13 protein-coding genes are annotated in these 14,283 nt (G+C 67.5%); 7 read left to right on the top strand and 6 right to left on the bottom strand.

Annotated features, from left to right (window positions below):
• Positions 1 to 6: 6 nt before the first annotated feature.
• The 4 genes from trbF to QOL57_RS18005 are packed head-to-tail and all read left to right on the top strand — an operon-like array spanning position 7 to position 3,237.
• On the top strand, positions 7 to 711 hold the full coding sequence (trbF, locus tag QOL57_RS17990) for a conjugal transfer protein TrbF (protein ID WP_089238546.1): 705 nt from the start codon (positions 7 to 9) through the stop codon (positions 709 to 711).
• Positions 708 to 1,700 carry a P-type conjugative transfer protein TrbG gene (gene trbG, locus QOL57_RS17995; RefSeq protein ID WP_089238548.1) on the top strand — a complete coding sequence of 331 codons (993 nt, stop codon included), beginning with the start codon at positions 708 to 710 and terminating at the stop codon, positions 1,698 to 1,700. Before trbF ends, trbG begins: the two co-directional genes overlap by 4 nt.
• A gap of 2 nt (positions 1,701 to 1,702) precedes the next feature.
• Complete coding sequence (locus QOL57_RS18000) at positions 1,703 to 2,995, top strand: TrbI/VirB10 family protein (RefSeq protein ID WP_089238550.1); 1,293 nt, start codon at positions 1,703 to 1,705, stop codon at positions 2,993 to 2,995.
• On the top strand, positions 2,992 to 3,237 hold the full coding sequence (locus QOL57_RS18005; protein ID WP_089238552.1) for a DUF2274 domain-containing protein: 246 nt from the start codon (positions 2,992 to 2,994) through the stop codon (positions 3,235 to 3,237). Before QOL57_RS18000 ends, QOL57_RS18005 begins: the two co-directional genes overlap by 4 nt.
• 379 nt (positions 3,238 to 3,616) lie before the next feature.
• On the opposite strand, the gene msrA is transcribed toward QOL57_RS18005, so the two are convergent.
• Genes msrA through msrB form a run of 3 tightly spaced genes read right to left on the bottom strand, consistent with a single transcriptional unit; the run spans position 3,617 to position 6,710 of the window.
• Positions 3,617 to 4,354, bottom strand: coding sequence for a peptide-methionine (S)-S-oxide reductase MsrA (gene msrA / locus QOL57_RS18010; protein ID WP_089238554.1), 738 nt, complete (start codon positions 4,352 to 4,354; stop codon positions 3,617 to 3,619).
• A 14-nt stretch (positions 4,355 to 4,368) separates the two neighbouring features.
• Positions 4,369 to 6,132 carry a cytochrome c biogenesis protein DipZ gene (locus tag QOL57_RS18015; RefSeq protein WP_089238556.1) on the bottom strand — a complete coding sequence of 588 codons (1,764 nt, stop codon included), beginning with the start codon at positions 6,130 to 6,132 and terminating at the stop codon, positions 4,369 to 4,371.
• Between the two features lie 2 nt (positions 6,133 to 6,134).
• Entirely contained in the window at positions 6,135 to 6,710 is a 576-nt protein-coding gene (gene msrB, locus QOL57_RS18020; protein WP_089238558.1) for a peptide-methionine (R)-S-oxide reductase MsrB, read from the bottom strand.
• A gap of 144 nt (positions 6,711 to 6,854) precedes the next feature.
• On the opposite strand from msrB, the gene QOL57_RS18025 reads away from it, so the two are divergent.
• Together QOL57_RS18025 and QOL57_RS18030 are read left to right on the top strand one after the other, a co-directional pair.
• A complete protein-coding gene (locus QOL57_RS18025) occupies positions 6,855 to 7,574 on the top strand; it encodes a response regulator transcription factor (protein WP_025878436.1) in 720 nt (239 codons plus the stop codon).
• On the top strand, positions 7,571 to 9,043 hold the full coding sequence (locus QOL57_RS18030) for a HAMP domain-containing sensor histidine kinase (protein WP_089238560.1): 1,473 nt from the start codon (positions 7,571 to 7,573) through the stop codon (positions 9,041 to 9,043). The genes QOL57_RS18025 and QOL57_RS18030 overlap by 4 nt, the downstream gene beginning before the upstream one ends.
• Here QOL57_RS18030 and QOL57_RS18035 read toward each other — a convergent pair.
• Both QOL57_RS18035 and QOL57_RS18040 read right to left on the bottom strand, forming a co-directional pair.
• Complete coding sequence (locus QOL57_RS18035) at positions 9,040 to 10,383, bottom strand: ATP-binding protein (RefSeq protein ID WP_089238562.1); 1,344 nt, start codon at positions 10,381 to 10,383, stop codon at positions 9,040 to 9,042. The two genes, QOL57_RS18030 and QOL57_RS18035, sit on opposite strands and share 4 nt — an antisense overlap.
• Positions 10,380 to 11,069, bottom strand: a complete 690-nt coding sequence (locus QOL57_RS18040) for a winged helix-turn-helix domain-containing protein (protein WP_089238564.1) — start codon at positions 11,067 to 11,069, stop codon at positions 10,380 to 10,382. The genes QOL57_RS18035 and QOL57_RS18040 overlap by 4 nt, the downstream gene beginning before the upstream one ends.
• A gap of 345 nt (positions 11,070 to 11,414) precedes the next feature.
• Between QOL57_RS18040 and asnB the strand changes: the two genes are divergently transcribed.
• Entirely contained in the window at positions 11,415 to 13,316 is a 1,902-nt protein-coding gene (gene asnB, locus QOL57_RS18045) for an asparagine synthase (glutamine-hydrolyzing) (protein ID WP_089238566.1), read from the top strand.
• A 569-nt stretch (positions 13,317 to 13,885) separates the two neighbouring features.
• Here the strand turns inward: asnB and queD are convergent.
• Positions 13,886 to 14,248, bottom strand: coding sequence for a 6-carboxytetrahydropterin synthase QueD (queD, locus tag QOL57_RS18050; RefSeq protein WP_089238568.1), 363 nt, complete (start codon positions 14,246 to 14,248; stop codon positions 13,886 to 13,888).
• Positions 14,249 to 14,283 lie beyond the last annotated feature (35 nt).

Below are 14,283 nucleotides of genomic sequence, written 5' to 3' on the forward strand. Positions count from 1 at the left end.
ACACCCATGCGATTCAAACGACCGCAGGTGCGCTACGCCGACACGCCGCAGCCTGCCACTCCCTATCAAGCCGCCGCGCAGGTGTGGGACGACCGTATCGGCTCGGCGCGTGTGCAGGCGAAGAACTGGCGGTTCATGGCCTTCGGCTGCCTGGTGCTCGCGCTGCTGATGGCCGCCGGCCTGGTGTGGCGCTCGGCGCAGTCCATCGTCACGCCCTATGTCATCGAGGTCGATCAGGCCGGGCAGGTGCGCGCCGTGGGCGAGGCCGCCACGCCGTACCGGCCCGCCGACGCGCAGATCGCGCACCACCTGGCGCGCTTCGTGACGCTGGTGCGCTCGCTGTCCATCGATCCCATCGTGGTGCGGCAGAACTGGCTCGATGCCTACGACTACACCACCGACAAGGGCGCGGCGGTGCTCAACGACTACGCCCGCACCAACGACCCCTTCACCCGAGTCGGCAAGGAAACGGTGACGGTGCAGATCACCAGCGTCGTGCGCGCAAGCGACACGTCGTTCAACGTGCGCTGGACGGAACGCCGGTACGTCAACGGCGCGGCCGCCGGGCTGGAGCGGTGGACGGCCGTGGTGTCCATCGTGCTGCAAACCCCGCGCACCGAGGAACGCCTGCGCCGCAATCCCCTGGGCATCTACGTCAATGGTCTGTCGTGGAGCCGAGAACTGGATTCTTCCGATGGAGCCAAACCATGAAATCGCTTATCCGTTTTTACGCTTTCCCTTTGATGCTGCTGGCCCTGGCGGGCTGCGCCACGCAGGGCAAGCCGCCGCCCGTGATCCCTCTCGACGAGCCGGTGGAAGCGCAATTCATTCCCGAGCCGCCGGCGCCGCTGGAAGTCGTCGCCTTGCCCGAGCCGTTGGCGCTGCCGGCGCAGTTGAAGCCGCTGCCGGACGGCGAGGACGCCCAGCCTGCACCGGAACCGGCCGACGAAACCGTGCGCGTGTCCAAGGCCAATACCGAGGCGCGCGTCGCGCCCACGCGCGAGGGCTACGTCAATGCGATCCAGGTCTGGCCCTTCACCGATGGCGCGCTGTATCAGGTCTATGCCGCGCCTGGGCGCGTGACCGTGGTGTCCTTGCAGCCGGGCGAGGAACTGGTGACGGTCGCCGCCGGCGACACCGTGCGCTGGATCGTCGGCGACACGTCCAGCGGCGCGGGCGACGAGTTGCGCGTCAACGTGCTGGTCAAGCCCGTGCGTTCGGGCCTCAAGACGAATCTGGTCATCACCACCAATCGCCGCACCTATCTGCTGGAGCTGACCTCGACCGAGCGGGCATGGATGGCATCCGTCTCCTGGGACTATCCGCGCGACCGGATGCTGGCCTTGCAGCGCCAGGCGCAGGCCGCGCAGGCGACTGTGCCGGTCGATACCGGCCTGTCGCTGGAGCGCATCCGCTTCCGCTACGCGATCAGCGGCAGCAATCCGTCGTGGAAACCGCTGCGCGCCTTCGATGATGGCGAAAAGGTCTATATCCAGTTCCCGACCGGCATCGCCCAGGGCGAACTGCCGCCCTTGTTTGTCATCGGCGCGCAGGGCGACGGGCAACTGGTGAACTACCGCTTCCGCTCGCCGTACTACATCGTGGATCGGCTGTTCGGCGCGGCCGAACTGCGCCTGGGCGGGGACAAGGGCGACGTGGTGCGGATCGAACGCACCGACGGCGTGGCGCGGAGGAATTGAGCATGAGCCAGGACGACACTCCCGACCTTGCCATCCCGCAGGCGGACAAGGTGGCCCCGGAAACGGTGGCGCTGCGCGCCCAGCCGCGCCCGGTCACGCGCTTGAACCGGCGCGTGCTGGCGATCATCGCCAGCGGCCTGTCGGTGGCGGTGCTGGGCGCGCTGATGTGGTCGCTGCAACCGCAGCGGCGCGGCGCTGGCGAGCAGGCCGAGCTTTACAACGTCGATCGTGTGTCCCGCTCCGAAGGGCTGGAGCGGCTTCCGACCGACTATTCCCAACTGCCGCCCGCCTTACCGCCCGAGGTGCCCGAACTGGGGCCGCCGCTGCCGGGCGACCTTGGCCCGGCCATCGTCAATTCGCAGCAGCAGCCGGCGGTCGGCTATGCGCCGCCCGGCCACGATCCGGCCGAAGCCGAGCGCCTGGCCCGCTTGAAGGAGGCCGAGGAAGCCGCCGCCTCATCCGTGTTCTTCCGCTCGGGCACGCAAGGCGCCGCGCCGGTGGCACAGTCGCAGGTGGCCGCCGCGCCGGGCTTCGCCGCCAATGCGGCCTTCGATCCGATGGCGGCCGGGCCGGCCTCGACGGCGGCCCAGCCCGCCGATCCGACCGCCGTGCAGAACCGGCAGGAACAGAAGGAGGCATTCCTGCAAGGCGGCTCCACGGAAACTCGTAATTCCGGCAATCTGACCCTGCCGACTTCGCCGTATCAGGTCATGGCCGGAACGGTGATTGCCGGGGCACTGGTGACGGGCATCAAGTCGGACTTGCCGGGCGACGTGATCGCCACGGTGACGGAGCCGGTCTATGACACGGCCACCGGCAGGTTTCTGCTGATCCCGCAAGGCTCCCGCATCCTCGGGCGCTACAACAGCCAGGTCAGCTATGGGCAGAGCCGGGTTCAAGTCGTCTGGAACCGGGTCATTCTGCCCGACACGTCTTCGCTCACGCTCGACAACCTGGTCGGCACCGACCCGGCCGGCTATGCCGGCCTGGAAGACGATGTGGACTACCACTGGGGCCGCATCTTCGCCGGTGCGGCGCTAACGACGCTGCTGGGCGTCGGTGCCGAACTGGCCGCGCCGGAGAACCGTCAGGACGGCGATCGCATCATCATCGCCGGGCGCGACAGCGCGCAGGACAGCATCAATCAGGTCGGCCAGGAGATGACTCGCCGCAACATGAACATCCAGCCGACCTTGACCAGTCGGCCGGGCCTGCCGGTGCGGATCATCGTTGCGCGCGATTTGACGCTTCGCCCCTACCAGCCGCTCATGTTCAACCGAGGAACATCACGATGAGCACGACCAAGAAGTTGCGCTTGGGGCCGCTGCCCTCCAGCAGCAGCGTCAAGCTGACCTTTGCCTGCCCCGCCAGCCTGAAAGCTGACCTCGACCGCTATGCACAGATCCATGCGCAAACCTATGGCGAAGCTGTCGATGCAGCGACGCTGATCCCGCACATGCTGGAAGCCTTCATGGCGGGGGATCGGGGGTTCAGGAAGGGTGGCGCGGGCAAGCCCGCGCCACCAAAACCAGGCTGACGATGCACAGCAACCACGCAGGCCACCCCCTCGAACGCGCAGCCGAATGCTGCGCGTTCTTCGTTCTGGAGTGCCGCGAACGATTGGGCTATGATGACCGAACAAGCCCGCCGTCCCTTGGCAATCATCACCGCTACAGCGCGACCTGGCTTGCTTTCCCAAGGCTCTCATGTGGCTCCCAGCCCACAACGCCGCATCCCCTGCAAGCGGCACGAAACAGAGCTAACCTATTGCCCCGTATATGGTTTCAAGCCTCGCGTGATTTGCACGAAGGGCTTGACACCGGCCCTTTTTTGTTGTGTGTAGAGCCGAGCCCATGCTCGGCTGCTCTTCCGCCAACAGCAGCCGAGCATGGGCTCGGCTCTACAGAAGAGGGGTATCAACGCATCGGCACCAGCGCCGGATCGCGGCGGTACAACGCCGGGAACTGCTTGCCGAGCGCGGCCAGCTTGGGGGCGTCGTAGTAACGGATGTACGCGGCCTGCGGGTAGTTGCTCATGTAGTTCTGGTGGTAGCTCTCGGCCGGGTAGAAGCGCTGGCCACTGCCTACCTGGGTAACGATCGGCGCACGGTAGCTGCCCGCCTGGCCGAGCTGGCCGATGTAGGCGCGGCTTGCTGCCTGCTGGCGCGTGTCATCGACGAAGATCGCCGAGCGGTACTGGCTGCCGTGATCGGGCCCCTGGCGGTTGAGCTGGGTCGGGTCGTGCACCACCGAGAAAAACACCTGCATCAGTTGTCCATAGCTGACCTGGCGTGGGTCGTAGTCCACCTTCACCGCTTCGGCGTGGCCGGTGCGGCCACCGCTGACGCGCTCATAGCGGGCATCGGTGGCACTGCCTCCGATGTAACCGGACACCGCGTTGCTCACCCCTTTGACGTGCTGGAACACGCCCTGCACGCCCCAGAAACACCCGCCGGCAAAGACCACGCTGGCGTGGCTGGCGTCATCGCGGAAGGCCGCATCGCCGCTGGGCGCAGGCAGCGCCTGCACCTGCGTCGTGGGCTCGGCCGCTGCGGCCACCGCACCGCGGTCCACCAGCAGCACACCCGCGACCAGCGCGGTGGCGACAAGGCCGGCGACGCCGGCGGCAATACCCTGTTCGAAGGAGAGTTTCATCGTGTGCTCCCGGTTCAACCGAAGGTGAAGGCGTAGGCCTGCACGCCTGCGTCGAGGAATTCGATCTCGAAACGATGCGGACCGATCGTGCCGCGCTGGCGGATCAGCTGGTACAGACGGTGTTCGCTCACGGTGCCGGTGCCATCGGCAGCGGCGTCGGCGCCGGCATCTGCCGCTGGCAGTGGCTTGCCATCGAGCAGCACGCGGAACCGCACCGGCTTTCCCTCTTCGCCCGGTGCCAGCACCAGATGCAGGTCGCGGGCATGGAACTGGAAGGCGATGCGGCCGCCGGCCTGCTGCAGCTGTGCTGCTTCATCATCGACCCGCCACTGTCCGGACAGGCCCCATTGGTTCAGCGCCAGGGTGGACGGCAGCGCGTAGCCGAAGGCTGCGTCGACGCGCTGCCCGCCCGGCGAGGCGAACTGCTCGGCACGTGCGTGGCCCAGATAGGTTTCCGGTGAGCGCAGGTTGCCCATGTCGGCCTGCGTCGCTACGCCCTGCAGGTCGGCCGCAGCGGGGTCTGCAGGCGGTGGCAGGTCGGTCTGCCCGGCTTCCACCAGCAGACGACGGATCACCTGTTCGGAGTGTGCGTAGTTGCCCTCGCCAAACTGGTGACCGCGGATGTTGCCCTTCGCGTCGATGAAGTAGTGCGCCGGCCAGTAGCGGTTGTTGAACGCGCGCCAGATCGAATACTGGTTATCGAGTGCGACCGGGTACTCGACCTTCAGCTGCTGCACGGCCTTCATCACGTTGCGCGGGTCGCGCTCGAACGCGAACTCCGGCGTATGCACGCCGACCACCACCAGACCATGGTCGCGGTAGCGCTGCGCCCACTCGTGCACGAACGGCATCGCGCGCAGGCAGTTGATGCAGGAGTAGGTCCAGAAATCGATCAGCACCACCTTGCCGCGCAGCTGCTCCGCAGTCAGCGGTGGGCTGTTGAGCCAGCCGGTGGCGCCGCTCAGCGAAGGCAGAGTGCCTTCCACTGGCAGCGGCGCGCCTGCCTGCCCAGCCGCCATCATCATCATCGGCGGTGCTGCTGGTTGCGCGTCGGGCACGGCATCCAGCAGGCCCTGTTCGATGCGTGCGGTACTGACCGCGGACAGACGGGTCAGCAGGCCGGTGTCCCAGCCCAGGCCGATCGCCACCACCGCCAGCAGCGCGGCCACACCCAGTACACGGCGCACCACATTGCCCAGGCCGAGCCGGGCCTGCAGCGCCCGGAACACGCGGCCACCCACCCACACGGCCAGCGCCAACGCAGTGACTGCGCCCAGCGCGTAGGCCAGCAGCAGCGAACTGGTACCGACACTGGCGCCGTTCAGGGCGGCGCCTGTCAGCACCAGGCCGAGAATCGGGCCGGCGCAGGGCGCCCACAGCAGGCCGGTGGCAATGCCGATCAGCAGCGAAGTCCCGGCGCCGCCACGGCCGGCCGCATCTGCGGCGTCGGCACGCGCGCTCAGTCGCGCGCCGATGCGCTGGAAGGGCGCCAGCAGATGGTCGGCCAGGGTCGGCCACAGCAGCGCGATGGCGAACACGGCCATCAGCACCAGTGCCACCCAGCGGCCGATCTGGTTGGCCTGCGCCACCCACTGGCTGCCGACCGCGGCCAGGCTGGCAACCACGGTGAATGTCAGCGCCATGCCCAGCAGCAGCGGCAGGGTGCTGCGCAGGAAAGGACGATCGGCGCGTGCGAACACGAATGGCAGCACCGGCAGGATGCACGGGCTGAGCAGGGTCAGCACGCCCCCGAGATAGGCAAGCAGCAACAGCAGCATCATTACGCTCCCGAAGTGGGGGAAGAACCCAGTGGCACGCGCCAGCCGCCAGCGGCGTCCTGTTGTGCAGCCCCGGGAATGAACGTCATCGCGGCGCCGTTCATGCAGTAGCGCAGTCCGGTCGGACGCGGGCCGTCGTTGAACACATGGCCGAGGTGGCCGCCACAACGACGGCAATGCGCCTCCACCCGCAACATGCCGAAGGTGGTGTCACGGTCTTCGCCGATGGCGTTGTGCAGCGGCGCCCAGAAGCTGGGCCAGCCGGTGTGGCTCTCGAACTTGGTGGACGACGAGAACAGCGGCAACGCGCAGCCGGCGCAGGCGAACGTACCCTGCCTGTGTTCCTTGTTCAGCGGGCTGCTCCAGGGGCGTTCGGTGGCCTGCTGGCGCAGCACGGCATACTGCGCCGGGCTCAGCAGCCGACGCCACTCGTCATCGCTGCGGGCCACCTCGAACTGTCGCGAAGGCCGTGGCTCGGCAGCGGCGGGGGCAGCGCGGCTGCACGCGCCCAGGCCCAGCAGGCCGGCGGCGGTGACAGCACCGCCCAGGCCCAGCAGATGGCGGCGGGTGAGGGACATGGCGGACTCCTGGAAGGGGCGACGGGGCCATGCTGCGCCCCCTCCGGTCAACGAATCCTCACGCAGGATTCAATTTTTCGTGAGGTATCCACGCCGCTCCCGCGCCACAATGCGGGCAGCCTCCCCACTGGCCCGAAGCTGCCGATGTCCGCCAAACGTGTCCTGATCGTTGAAGACGATGCCCATATCGCCGACCTGCTGCGCATGCACCTGGGTGATGAGGGCTATGAAGTCGCGCACGCCGCCAGCGGCGATGCCGGCCTGCGCCTGATCGAACAGGAAGGCCCGTGGGATGCGCTGGTACTGGACGTGATGCTGCCGGGCGTGGATGGCCTGCAGGTCTGCCAGCGTGCACGCGCGATGGCGCGCTATGTGCCGATCATCATCATCAGTGCGCGTGGCAGCGAAACCCAGCGCATCGTCGGCCTGGAACTGGGCGCGGACGACTACCTGGCCAAGCCCTTCTCGATGCCGGAGCTGGTGGCACGCGTGCGTGCGCTGCTGCGCCGCGCCGAAGCCATGGCACAGAACGCGCGCATCGATGCCGGAGCGATCGAACTTGGTGGGCTGCGCCTGGACCCGGTCGCGCGTACGGCCGCCGTCGATGGCAATGCACTGGAACTGACACCGCGTGAGTTCGAACTACTGCTGTTCTTCGCCCGCCACCCGGACCAGGTCTTTGCGCGGATGGAACTGCTCAACCAGGTCTGGGGCTACCAGCACGATGGTTACGAGCACACGGTCAACACCCACATCAACCGCCTGCGCAGCAAGATCGAGACCGACCCGGGCAATCCACGGCGTCTGCTGACAGTATGGGGGCGCGGCTACAAGCTGGTCGACCCGGCCGGGGCGGCAGCATGATCAAGCCGAACCTGTGGCAGAAGCTGGCGCTGGTGATGTCGGCGCTGATGCTGATGTGCTGCATGGCGCTGCTGGCCTGGCAGATGCGTACCAATACCCGGCATGAGCAGGAAGTGGTGCAGCGCCTGTCGCTGGGGTTGGCCGAGCACATCGCCCAGCGCAGTGAGCTGATGGACACCAGCGGCATGCGCGATGCGGCGGTGCGTGCCTTGTTCGGCCAGCTGATGGCGGTCAACCCCAGTGTCGAGGTGTACCTGCTGGACGACCAGGGCCGCATCCTCGGCCACGATGCGCCCAGCGGGCACCTGATGCGCAGCCAGGTGGACGTGGCACCGCTGCGGCGCCTGCTGTCCGGCGCGGCGCTGCCGATCCTCGGTGACGATCCGCGCAGCACCGATGGTCGCAAGGTGTTCAGTGTCGCGCCGCTGGTGGTGCAGGGGCGGCAGGCCGGCTACGTGTACGTGGTGCTGGTGGGCGAACACCGGCAGATGCTGGCCGATGACCTGGCCGCTGGCAGCCAATGGCACACCACGCTGTGGTCGGTGTTGTTGATAGGCGGGCTGGGCCTGCTTGCCGGCCTGGTGGCCTTCTACTGGGTGACCCGGCCGCTGCGCCAGGTCACCCGGCGCATACAGGCCTTCGACATCGACGCACCGACGCCACTGCCCGCGCCGGTACCGCTGCGCGCGGGCGAGCGCGATGAGCTGAAGATCCTCGAACATGCCCATGCACAGATGGCACAGCGGCTGGGCGAACAGTGGCAGCAGCTGCGCCAGCAGGACCTGCAGCGCCGCGAACTGGTGGCCAACATCTCGCACGACCTGCGCACGCCGTTGTCCTCGCTGCACGGTTACCTGGAAACGCTGGCACTGAAGGAAGCCACGCTGTCGCCGCAGGAGCGTCGTCGCTATCTCGGTATCGCGATTGCGCAGAGCGCCAAGGTCGGCCGTCTTGCCCGCGCGCTGTTCGAGCTGGCGCGGCTGGAGCACGGTGAAGTGCGGCTGGAGTGGGAAGTGTTCGCACTGCCGGAGCTGCTGCAGGACGTGCTGCAGAAATTCGAATTGGCCGCGCAGGCACGCGGGCAGCGCCTGCATGCTGAGTTCCCGCCGGGTCTGCCGCTGGTACGCGCCGATCTCGGTCTTGTGGAGCGCGTGCTGACCAACCTGCTCGACAACGCGCTGCGGCATGCGCCGGACGGTGGCCGCGTGCGGGTGCAGCTGTCCGCGCTGCCCGACAGTGTGCAGGTGGCGGTACAGGACGATGGCCCCGGGGTATTGCCGGCGCTGCGTGGGCAACTGTTCCAGGCACCGGCCGCACTAGGCGCGCAGCGTGGCGAAAACGGCGGGCTCGGCCTGCTGATCGTGCAGCGCATCGTGCAGTTGCATGGTCGTCGTATCGAGCTGCGCGACAGCGAGCAGGGTGCGCTGTTCGTGTTCGCCTTGCCACGCGCGGATGCGGAGACGAACTAGACGTCTACTGCCGGTGGCGCGACACCGCTTTCCATCGGCAGCAGCAGCCGGATGCAGGCACCACCGAGCGCCGAATCAGCCACTTCCACGTGGCCGCGATGCTTGTCCGCCACCACCTGCACCAGCGCCAGCCCCAACCCGAAGCCCGGGCTGGCCTGGTCCAGCCGTACGTAGGGCTGCAACACCTGGCTGCGCAGTTCGACGGCGATGCCGGGGCCGTCGTCCTCCACCTGCAGGCACAGCCATCCCTCGTTGAGCGTGCTGACAATGCGGATCTGCCGGCGCGCATAGCGCAGCGCGTTGCCCAGCAGGTTGCGCAGGGCCAGTTCCAGCATGTGCCGGTTGACGTTGACCAGCCCTGCCGGTGACAGGTCCTGCTGCACGGGTATCGTCAGTGGTGCGAACTGGTCGACCACCCCACGCACCAGTGCGGCCAGTTGCAGGCGCTGGCGGGTGAGCTGATGGCAGCGCCCGAGTGCGGCGTATTCAACGCCGGCGTCGGTCAGGTGCTGCAGCCGGTCCACATCGATGCGCAGACCGGACAGCGCATCGCGCTGGGCGTCATCCAGTCCGGTTTCTTCCAGGTCCGCAAGGCCGAAGCGCATCCGTGCCAGCGGTGTACGTACTTCGTGCGCCACCGCCTGGGCCAGCACGCGCTGGCTTTCCAGCAGCAACTGCAGCTGTTCGGCCATGTGGTTGAATGCCTTGGCCAACGGCCGCACCAGCGCGGTACTGGCGCGCGGCGCGCGGCTGTCGAGCTGGCCATCGCGCATCCGTCGCGCGGTCTGCGCCAGCTGCGAGACATCGCGCCACAGCCGGTAGACCATCACGTACATCGGCAACGCCACCGCCACCATCAGGATCAGCAGGATGATGGCCACGCCGGAGGCCTCGCTGTCCTGCCATCCTTCTTCGGGCAGGGCCTGGTCCAATGGTCCCAGGATCAGCGCACTGCTGCTGTTGCCGACACGCTGCAGGCTTTGCATGCTGTCCAGTTCGATCTGCACGTGTCCGTTGAGCAAGCCCTTGCGCTGTTTCGCCGGCAGTATCGCGGCAGCCTCGGTCAGCGGCATCAGCTGCAGCGGATAGGCGAAATCGCTGTCCAGCTGTTGTGCCAGCGCTGGCCACTGCGCCGGTGGCGTTTCGGCGAAGCGATGTTGCAGCATCGCATGTGGGCCGCGCATTTCCGCCTGCAGGCTGGCCTCGGTGCGATCTTCCAGCAGCGCATCCCAGGCCCACAACCCGGCGACGATCAGCAGAAGGTGGACGACCAGGAAGCCGATGCCGTAGCGCAGGAAGTGGAAGGCGTGGCCACGCATGGCCGAAGATGGGTGCTTCATCCCCATGCCGATCGGCTGAACAGGTAACCACGGCCGCGCACGGTCTTGATCCGCTCGGGCTGTTCCGGGTTGTCGCCCAGTTTGCGCCGCAGGCGTGAGATGCGCGCATCGATCGAGCGGTCCAGGCCATCGAAGGCGATGCCGCGCAGGCCGCGCAGCAGCGCATCGCGGTCGAGGATCTGCCCCGCGTTGCCGGCGAGCAGGAACAGCAGGTCGAATTCGGCGGTGGTCAGTTCCAGCAGGCGGCCCTGCAGATGCACGTTGCGGGTGGACGGGTCGATGCTCAGTTCACCGAAACGCAGCGCTTCATCGCGTGGCTCGACCCGGCGGTGGCGGCGCAGATGGGCGCGCAGCCGGGCCAGCAACACCCGCGGTTCGATCGGCTTGCCGATGTAGTCGTCGGCGCCCAGTTCCAGTCCCAGCACCTGGTCGATGTTGTCGGTACGGGCGCTCAGCACGCAGATGATCCCGTCATAGTGGGGCCGGATCTGCCGACACACTTCGAAACCATCCTGGCCTGGAAGGCCGATGTCGAGCAGGACCAGCGCCGGCTTCTCGCTGAGGATCCGGGCGATCGCGCGCTGGCCGCAGCGCTCATGGACGACCTGGTAACCGTGGCGCTGCAGGTAGTCGCTGACCATCGTGCCCAGCCGAGCGTCGTCTTCAACCAGTACGATATCCAGCATTTACAAGGCCTCCGGGGCGCTTCCGTACCGCCGTGGCACGAGCGCGGCGATGCTATCCCAGCTGTCGGGCCGCCCGGGTCCTGGGGGCGGGCGCCATTCAGCCGGGGTTGCTGGCGCACGGGCCGGGCCTCAGGCCGGGCAATGACTTGGCTGCAGGGTAGCAATCAAGTTGTTACAAAACGTTACGCAAGGCGCGCCTGCGGTGACGGTCGCTGACAGCGCTACGACTGACGTGGCGCTCGGCGGGGCGGAGCATGGCAGCTCTCCCCATCCGCGTGCCGCCCTCATGCCGTCCGCCTCCTGCCCCGTGCTTTCCCTTGATTGCCATTGCCATGGAGGCCAGCGATGAGCGGCGTGGTCGGGGCCTGGCTGCCGCCTGCCGACGACGAGCAGCTGCTGCAGCAGCTGGCGCCGATGCTGCGGGCGCTGCAGCAGCGCGGCCGCGGTCGCATCGGTTACTGGACCGATGCCGACGCAGGACTGGCCCTCGGTCATTGCCGCGCGCCGACCGACATGCCGTTGCAGCCGCTCAGTTCCAGCTGTGGGCGCTATGTGCTGTGCCTGGATGGCCGCATCTACAACAGGGCGGCGCTGCAGTCGCAGCTGCGCGATCTGCCGCGCAGCTGCACCGATGCGCGCCTGCTGCTGCAGGCCATCGTCGAGTGGGGCGTGCAGCGTGCGCTGTCGCGCATCGAAGGGGCATTTGCGTTCAGTGTCTGGGACCGCCATGCGCATGAGCTCTGGCTGGCGCGCGACCCGGTCGGCGAACGGCCGTTGTATTACGGGTGGTACCAGGGCCAGTTCCTGTTCGCTTCGGAGTTGAAGGCGCTGCAGGCCTTCGCCGGGTTCGCTCCCAGCATCGACCAGGATGCATTGAGCCTGCTGCTGCGCCATGACTATGTGCCCGCGCCGCATACCATCTATCGCGGCATTCACAAGCTGGTGGCCGGAGCGATGCTGCGCGTGGACCTCAACGACCATGCCGCGGGCGGATCAACGCAGGCGACGCAGGGAGGCCATCGCTACTGGTGCGCGCGCGATGCGATGCAATCAGCGCTGCTGGAGCCGTTGCAGCCGGCGCCCAGCCTGGAGCAGGCCACCGACCAGCTGGAGGTGGTGCTGCAGCAGGCGATTGCCGCGCGCATGCATTCACCCGTGGCCTGCGGTGCGTTCCTGTCCGGTGGTACCGATTCGTCGCTGGTGGTGGCGATGATGCAGGCGCAATCGGCGTTGCCGATCGAAGCATGGACGGTGGGTTTCGACGATCCCGGTCACGACGAGAGCGACTGGGCCTCGCAGGTTGCACGCCACCTGGGTGTGCATCACCACCTGCACAGGATGGACAGCCGGCAGGGCCTGGATCTGCTGCAGCGCTTGCCGCAGGTCTGGTGTGAACCGTTCGCCGATGCCTCGCAGCTGCCCACCTTGCTGGCCAGCGAGCTGCTCGGCGCGCGCAAGCCGGTGGCGTTGACCGGCGACGGCGGCGACGAACTGTTCTTCGGCCACCCCAGCTACGGCCGCGCGTTGCGCAATGCGCGCCTGTGCGGTGGCCTGCCGGACTGGGTACGTGATCTTGCGCGGCGTGGCAGCAGCCGCTTGAACGTCGAGCGGGGTCGGCTTGGCGGTTGGCGGGCACTGGTGGCCGAAGTGGCGGCCAACGATGTGGAGGGGCATTACCTGCAGCGCGTCACCCGCTGGCGGCAGCCGACCCAGGTGGTACTGGGCGCACGCGAGCCGGCGACGATCTTCCAGCAGCAGGACACCGCACTGCCGGCAGAAGCACGCATCCAACTGCTGGATTTCCGAATGGATCTGGCCGAAGGCATCCTTGCCAAGGTCGACCGCGCAGGCATGGCGTCCGGCGTGGAAACGCGCTCGCCGTTGCTGGACATGGAGGTGGTGCGCCTGGCCTGGCGCCTGCCGCAGCACCTGAAGTATCACGACGGTGAGCACAAGCGGATCCTCAAGCATCTGCTGTCGCGCTACCTGCCCGCGCCGCTGGTCTATCGTCCCAAGCGCGGTTTCGGCCCGCCGATGGCGCGCTGGCTGGCCGGTCCGCTGCGCGACTGGGCGGAAGCGCTGCTCGACCCACAACTGCTGCGCAACCAGGGCTGCTTCGATGCGGCGCGCGTGCGCGCGATCTGGGAGGCGTTCCTGCGCGGCGAGCGCAAATGGCATACGCACCTGTGGAACGTGTTGATGTTCCAGGCGTGGTACCAGCACTGGCACGGCAACCGCGGGCGCTGAGTATTCCTTGCGCGACGAACTCATTCTGCGCGGCGCAGGGCGGAGGCCCTTGCGTGCGAATGTCCTCCGGCGCCGGCCTGTGGCCGTCACCTCCCCCTTTACTTCGCACGCAAGGGCCTCCGCCCTGCGTGGGGAGATCTTCGGTGGCCTCAGGAAAGCAGCGATCTGCGCGCCTGCTGCCGCAAGCCGAGCCTCGTCGGGGCGGGTAGGGGTTTGGGCAAAGTAAAGGAGGAGGTGACGGCCAACGGCCGGCGCCGGGGGACATTTGCCCAGGCCCCTACCTGCCCCGACGGGGCCCCTCAGCTCGCAGAGACCCGGACGAAGACGCGCTACAGCCAAACGTCAGGCAAAAAAAGACCCGGCAGAGGGAGGGATCTGCCGGGTCCGGATTGCATGGGGGGAGGGACCCATGCAATGAGCGTGGGCGTCGCGCCAGTGGCTGTTGCCAGTCGCATCCGCCGTGCATTTGCGTTGATGCAATGCAGCATACGCCGATCATGCGGCAATGCAACAAAAATCATGAAGGCGCCGTCTCCGGCGCCTTGATTCCTTTCAGATCAATGGGTTGATCAGGCGCCAGGGCCGCGGTAGCGGCATCCCGAGGTGCAGGTTTCGTGCACCGTGATCTCGCTCAATGCCGGCAGGATCGGCTTGAGCTCGTTCCAGATCCACACCGCCAGATTCTCGCTGGTCGGGTTCTCCAGACCGGGGATGTCATTGAGGTAGTGGTGGTCCAGGCGGTCGTAGATCGGCTGGAATGCCGCCTTCACATCGCCGAAATCCATGATCCAGCCGGTCTGCGCCCCAGGCTCGCCCTCCACCTTCAGTTCCACCCGGAAGGAGTGGCCGTGCAGGCGCGCGCATTTGTGCCCCGGCGGCACGTTGGGGAGGCGGTGCGCCGCCTCGAGCATGAAGACTTTGAAGATTTCCATGTCGCGATTGTACGCCGCAGGCGCCTGATCAGCCC

The organism is Stenotrophomonas sp. yr243, assembly GCF_900184195.1.
Classification (GTDB): domain Bacteria; phylum Pseudomonadota; class Gammaproteobacteria; order Xanthomonadales; family Xanthomonadaceae; genus Stenotrophomonas; species Stenotrophomonas lactitubi.

Bases quoted from the DNA above. Each gene is read 5' to 3' on its own strand.
- trbF (WP_089238546.1), top strand. From the start codon at position 7: ATGCGATTCAAACGACCGCAGGTGCGCTACGCCGACACGCCGCAGCCT.
- QOL57_RS18040 (WP_089238564.1), bottom strand. From the start codon at position 11,069: ATGCTGGATATCGTACTGGTTGAAGACGACGCTCGGCTGGGCACGATG.
- QOL57_RS18005 (WP_089238552.1), top strand. From the start codon at position 2,992: ATGAGCACGACCAAGAAGTTGCGCTTGGGGCCGCTGCCCTCCAGCAGC.
- queD (WP_089238568.1), bottom strand. From the start codon at position 14,248: ATGGAAATCTTCAAAGTCTTCATGCTCGAGGCGGCGCACCGCCTCCCC.
- QOL57_RS18000 (WP_089238550.1), top strand. From the start codon at position 1,703: ATGAGCCAGGACGACACTCCCGACCTTGCCATCCCGCAGGCGGACAAG.
- QOL57_RS18035 (WP_089238562.1), bottom strand. From the start codon at position 10,383: ATGAAGCACCCATCTTCGGCCATGCGTGGCCACGCCTTCCACTTCCTG.
- msrB (WP_089238558.1), bottom strand. From the start codon at position 6,710: ATGTCCCTCACCCGCCGCCATCTGCTGGGCCTGGGCGGTGCTGTCACC.
- asnB (WP_089238566.1), top strand. From the start codon at position 11,415: ATGAGCGGCGTGGTCGGGGCCTGGCTGCCGCCTGCCGACGACGAGCAG.
- QOL57_RS18030 (WP_089238560.1), top strand. From the start codon at position 7,571: ATGATCAAGCCGAACCTGTGGCAGAAGCTGGCGCTGGTGATGTCGGCG.
- msrA (WP_089238554.1), bottom strand. From the start codon at position 4,354: ATGAAACTCTCCTTCGAACAGGGTATTGCCGCCGGCGTCGCCGGCCTT.
- QOL57_RS18015 (WP_089238556.1), bottom strand. From the start codon at position 6,132: ATGCTGCTGTTGCTGCTTGCCTATCTCGGGGGCGTGCTGACCCTGCTC.
- QOL57_RS18025 (WP_025878436.1), top strand. From the start codon at position 6,855: ATGTCCGCCAAACGTGTCCTGATCGTTGAAGACGATGCCCATATCGCC.
- trbG (WP_089238548.1), top strand. From the start codon at position 708: ATGAAATCGCTTATCCGTTTTTACGCTTTCCCTTTGATGCTGCTGGCC.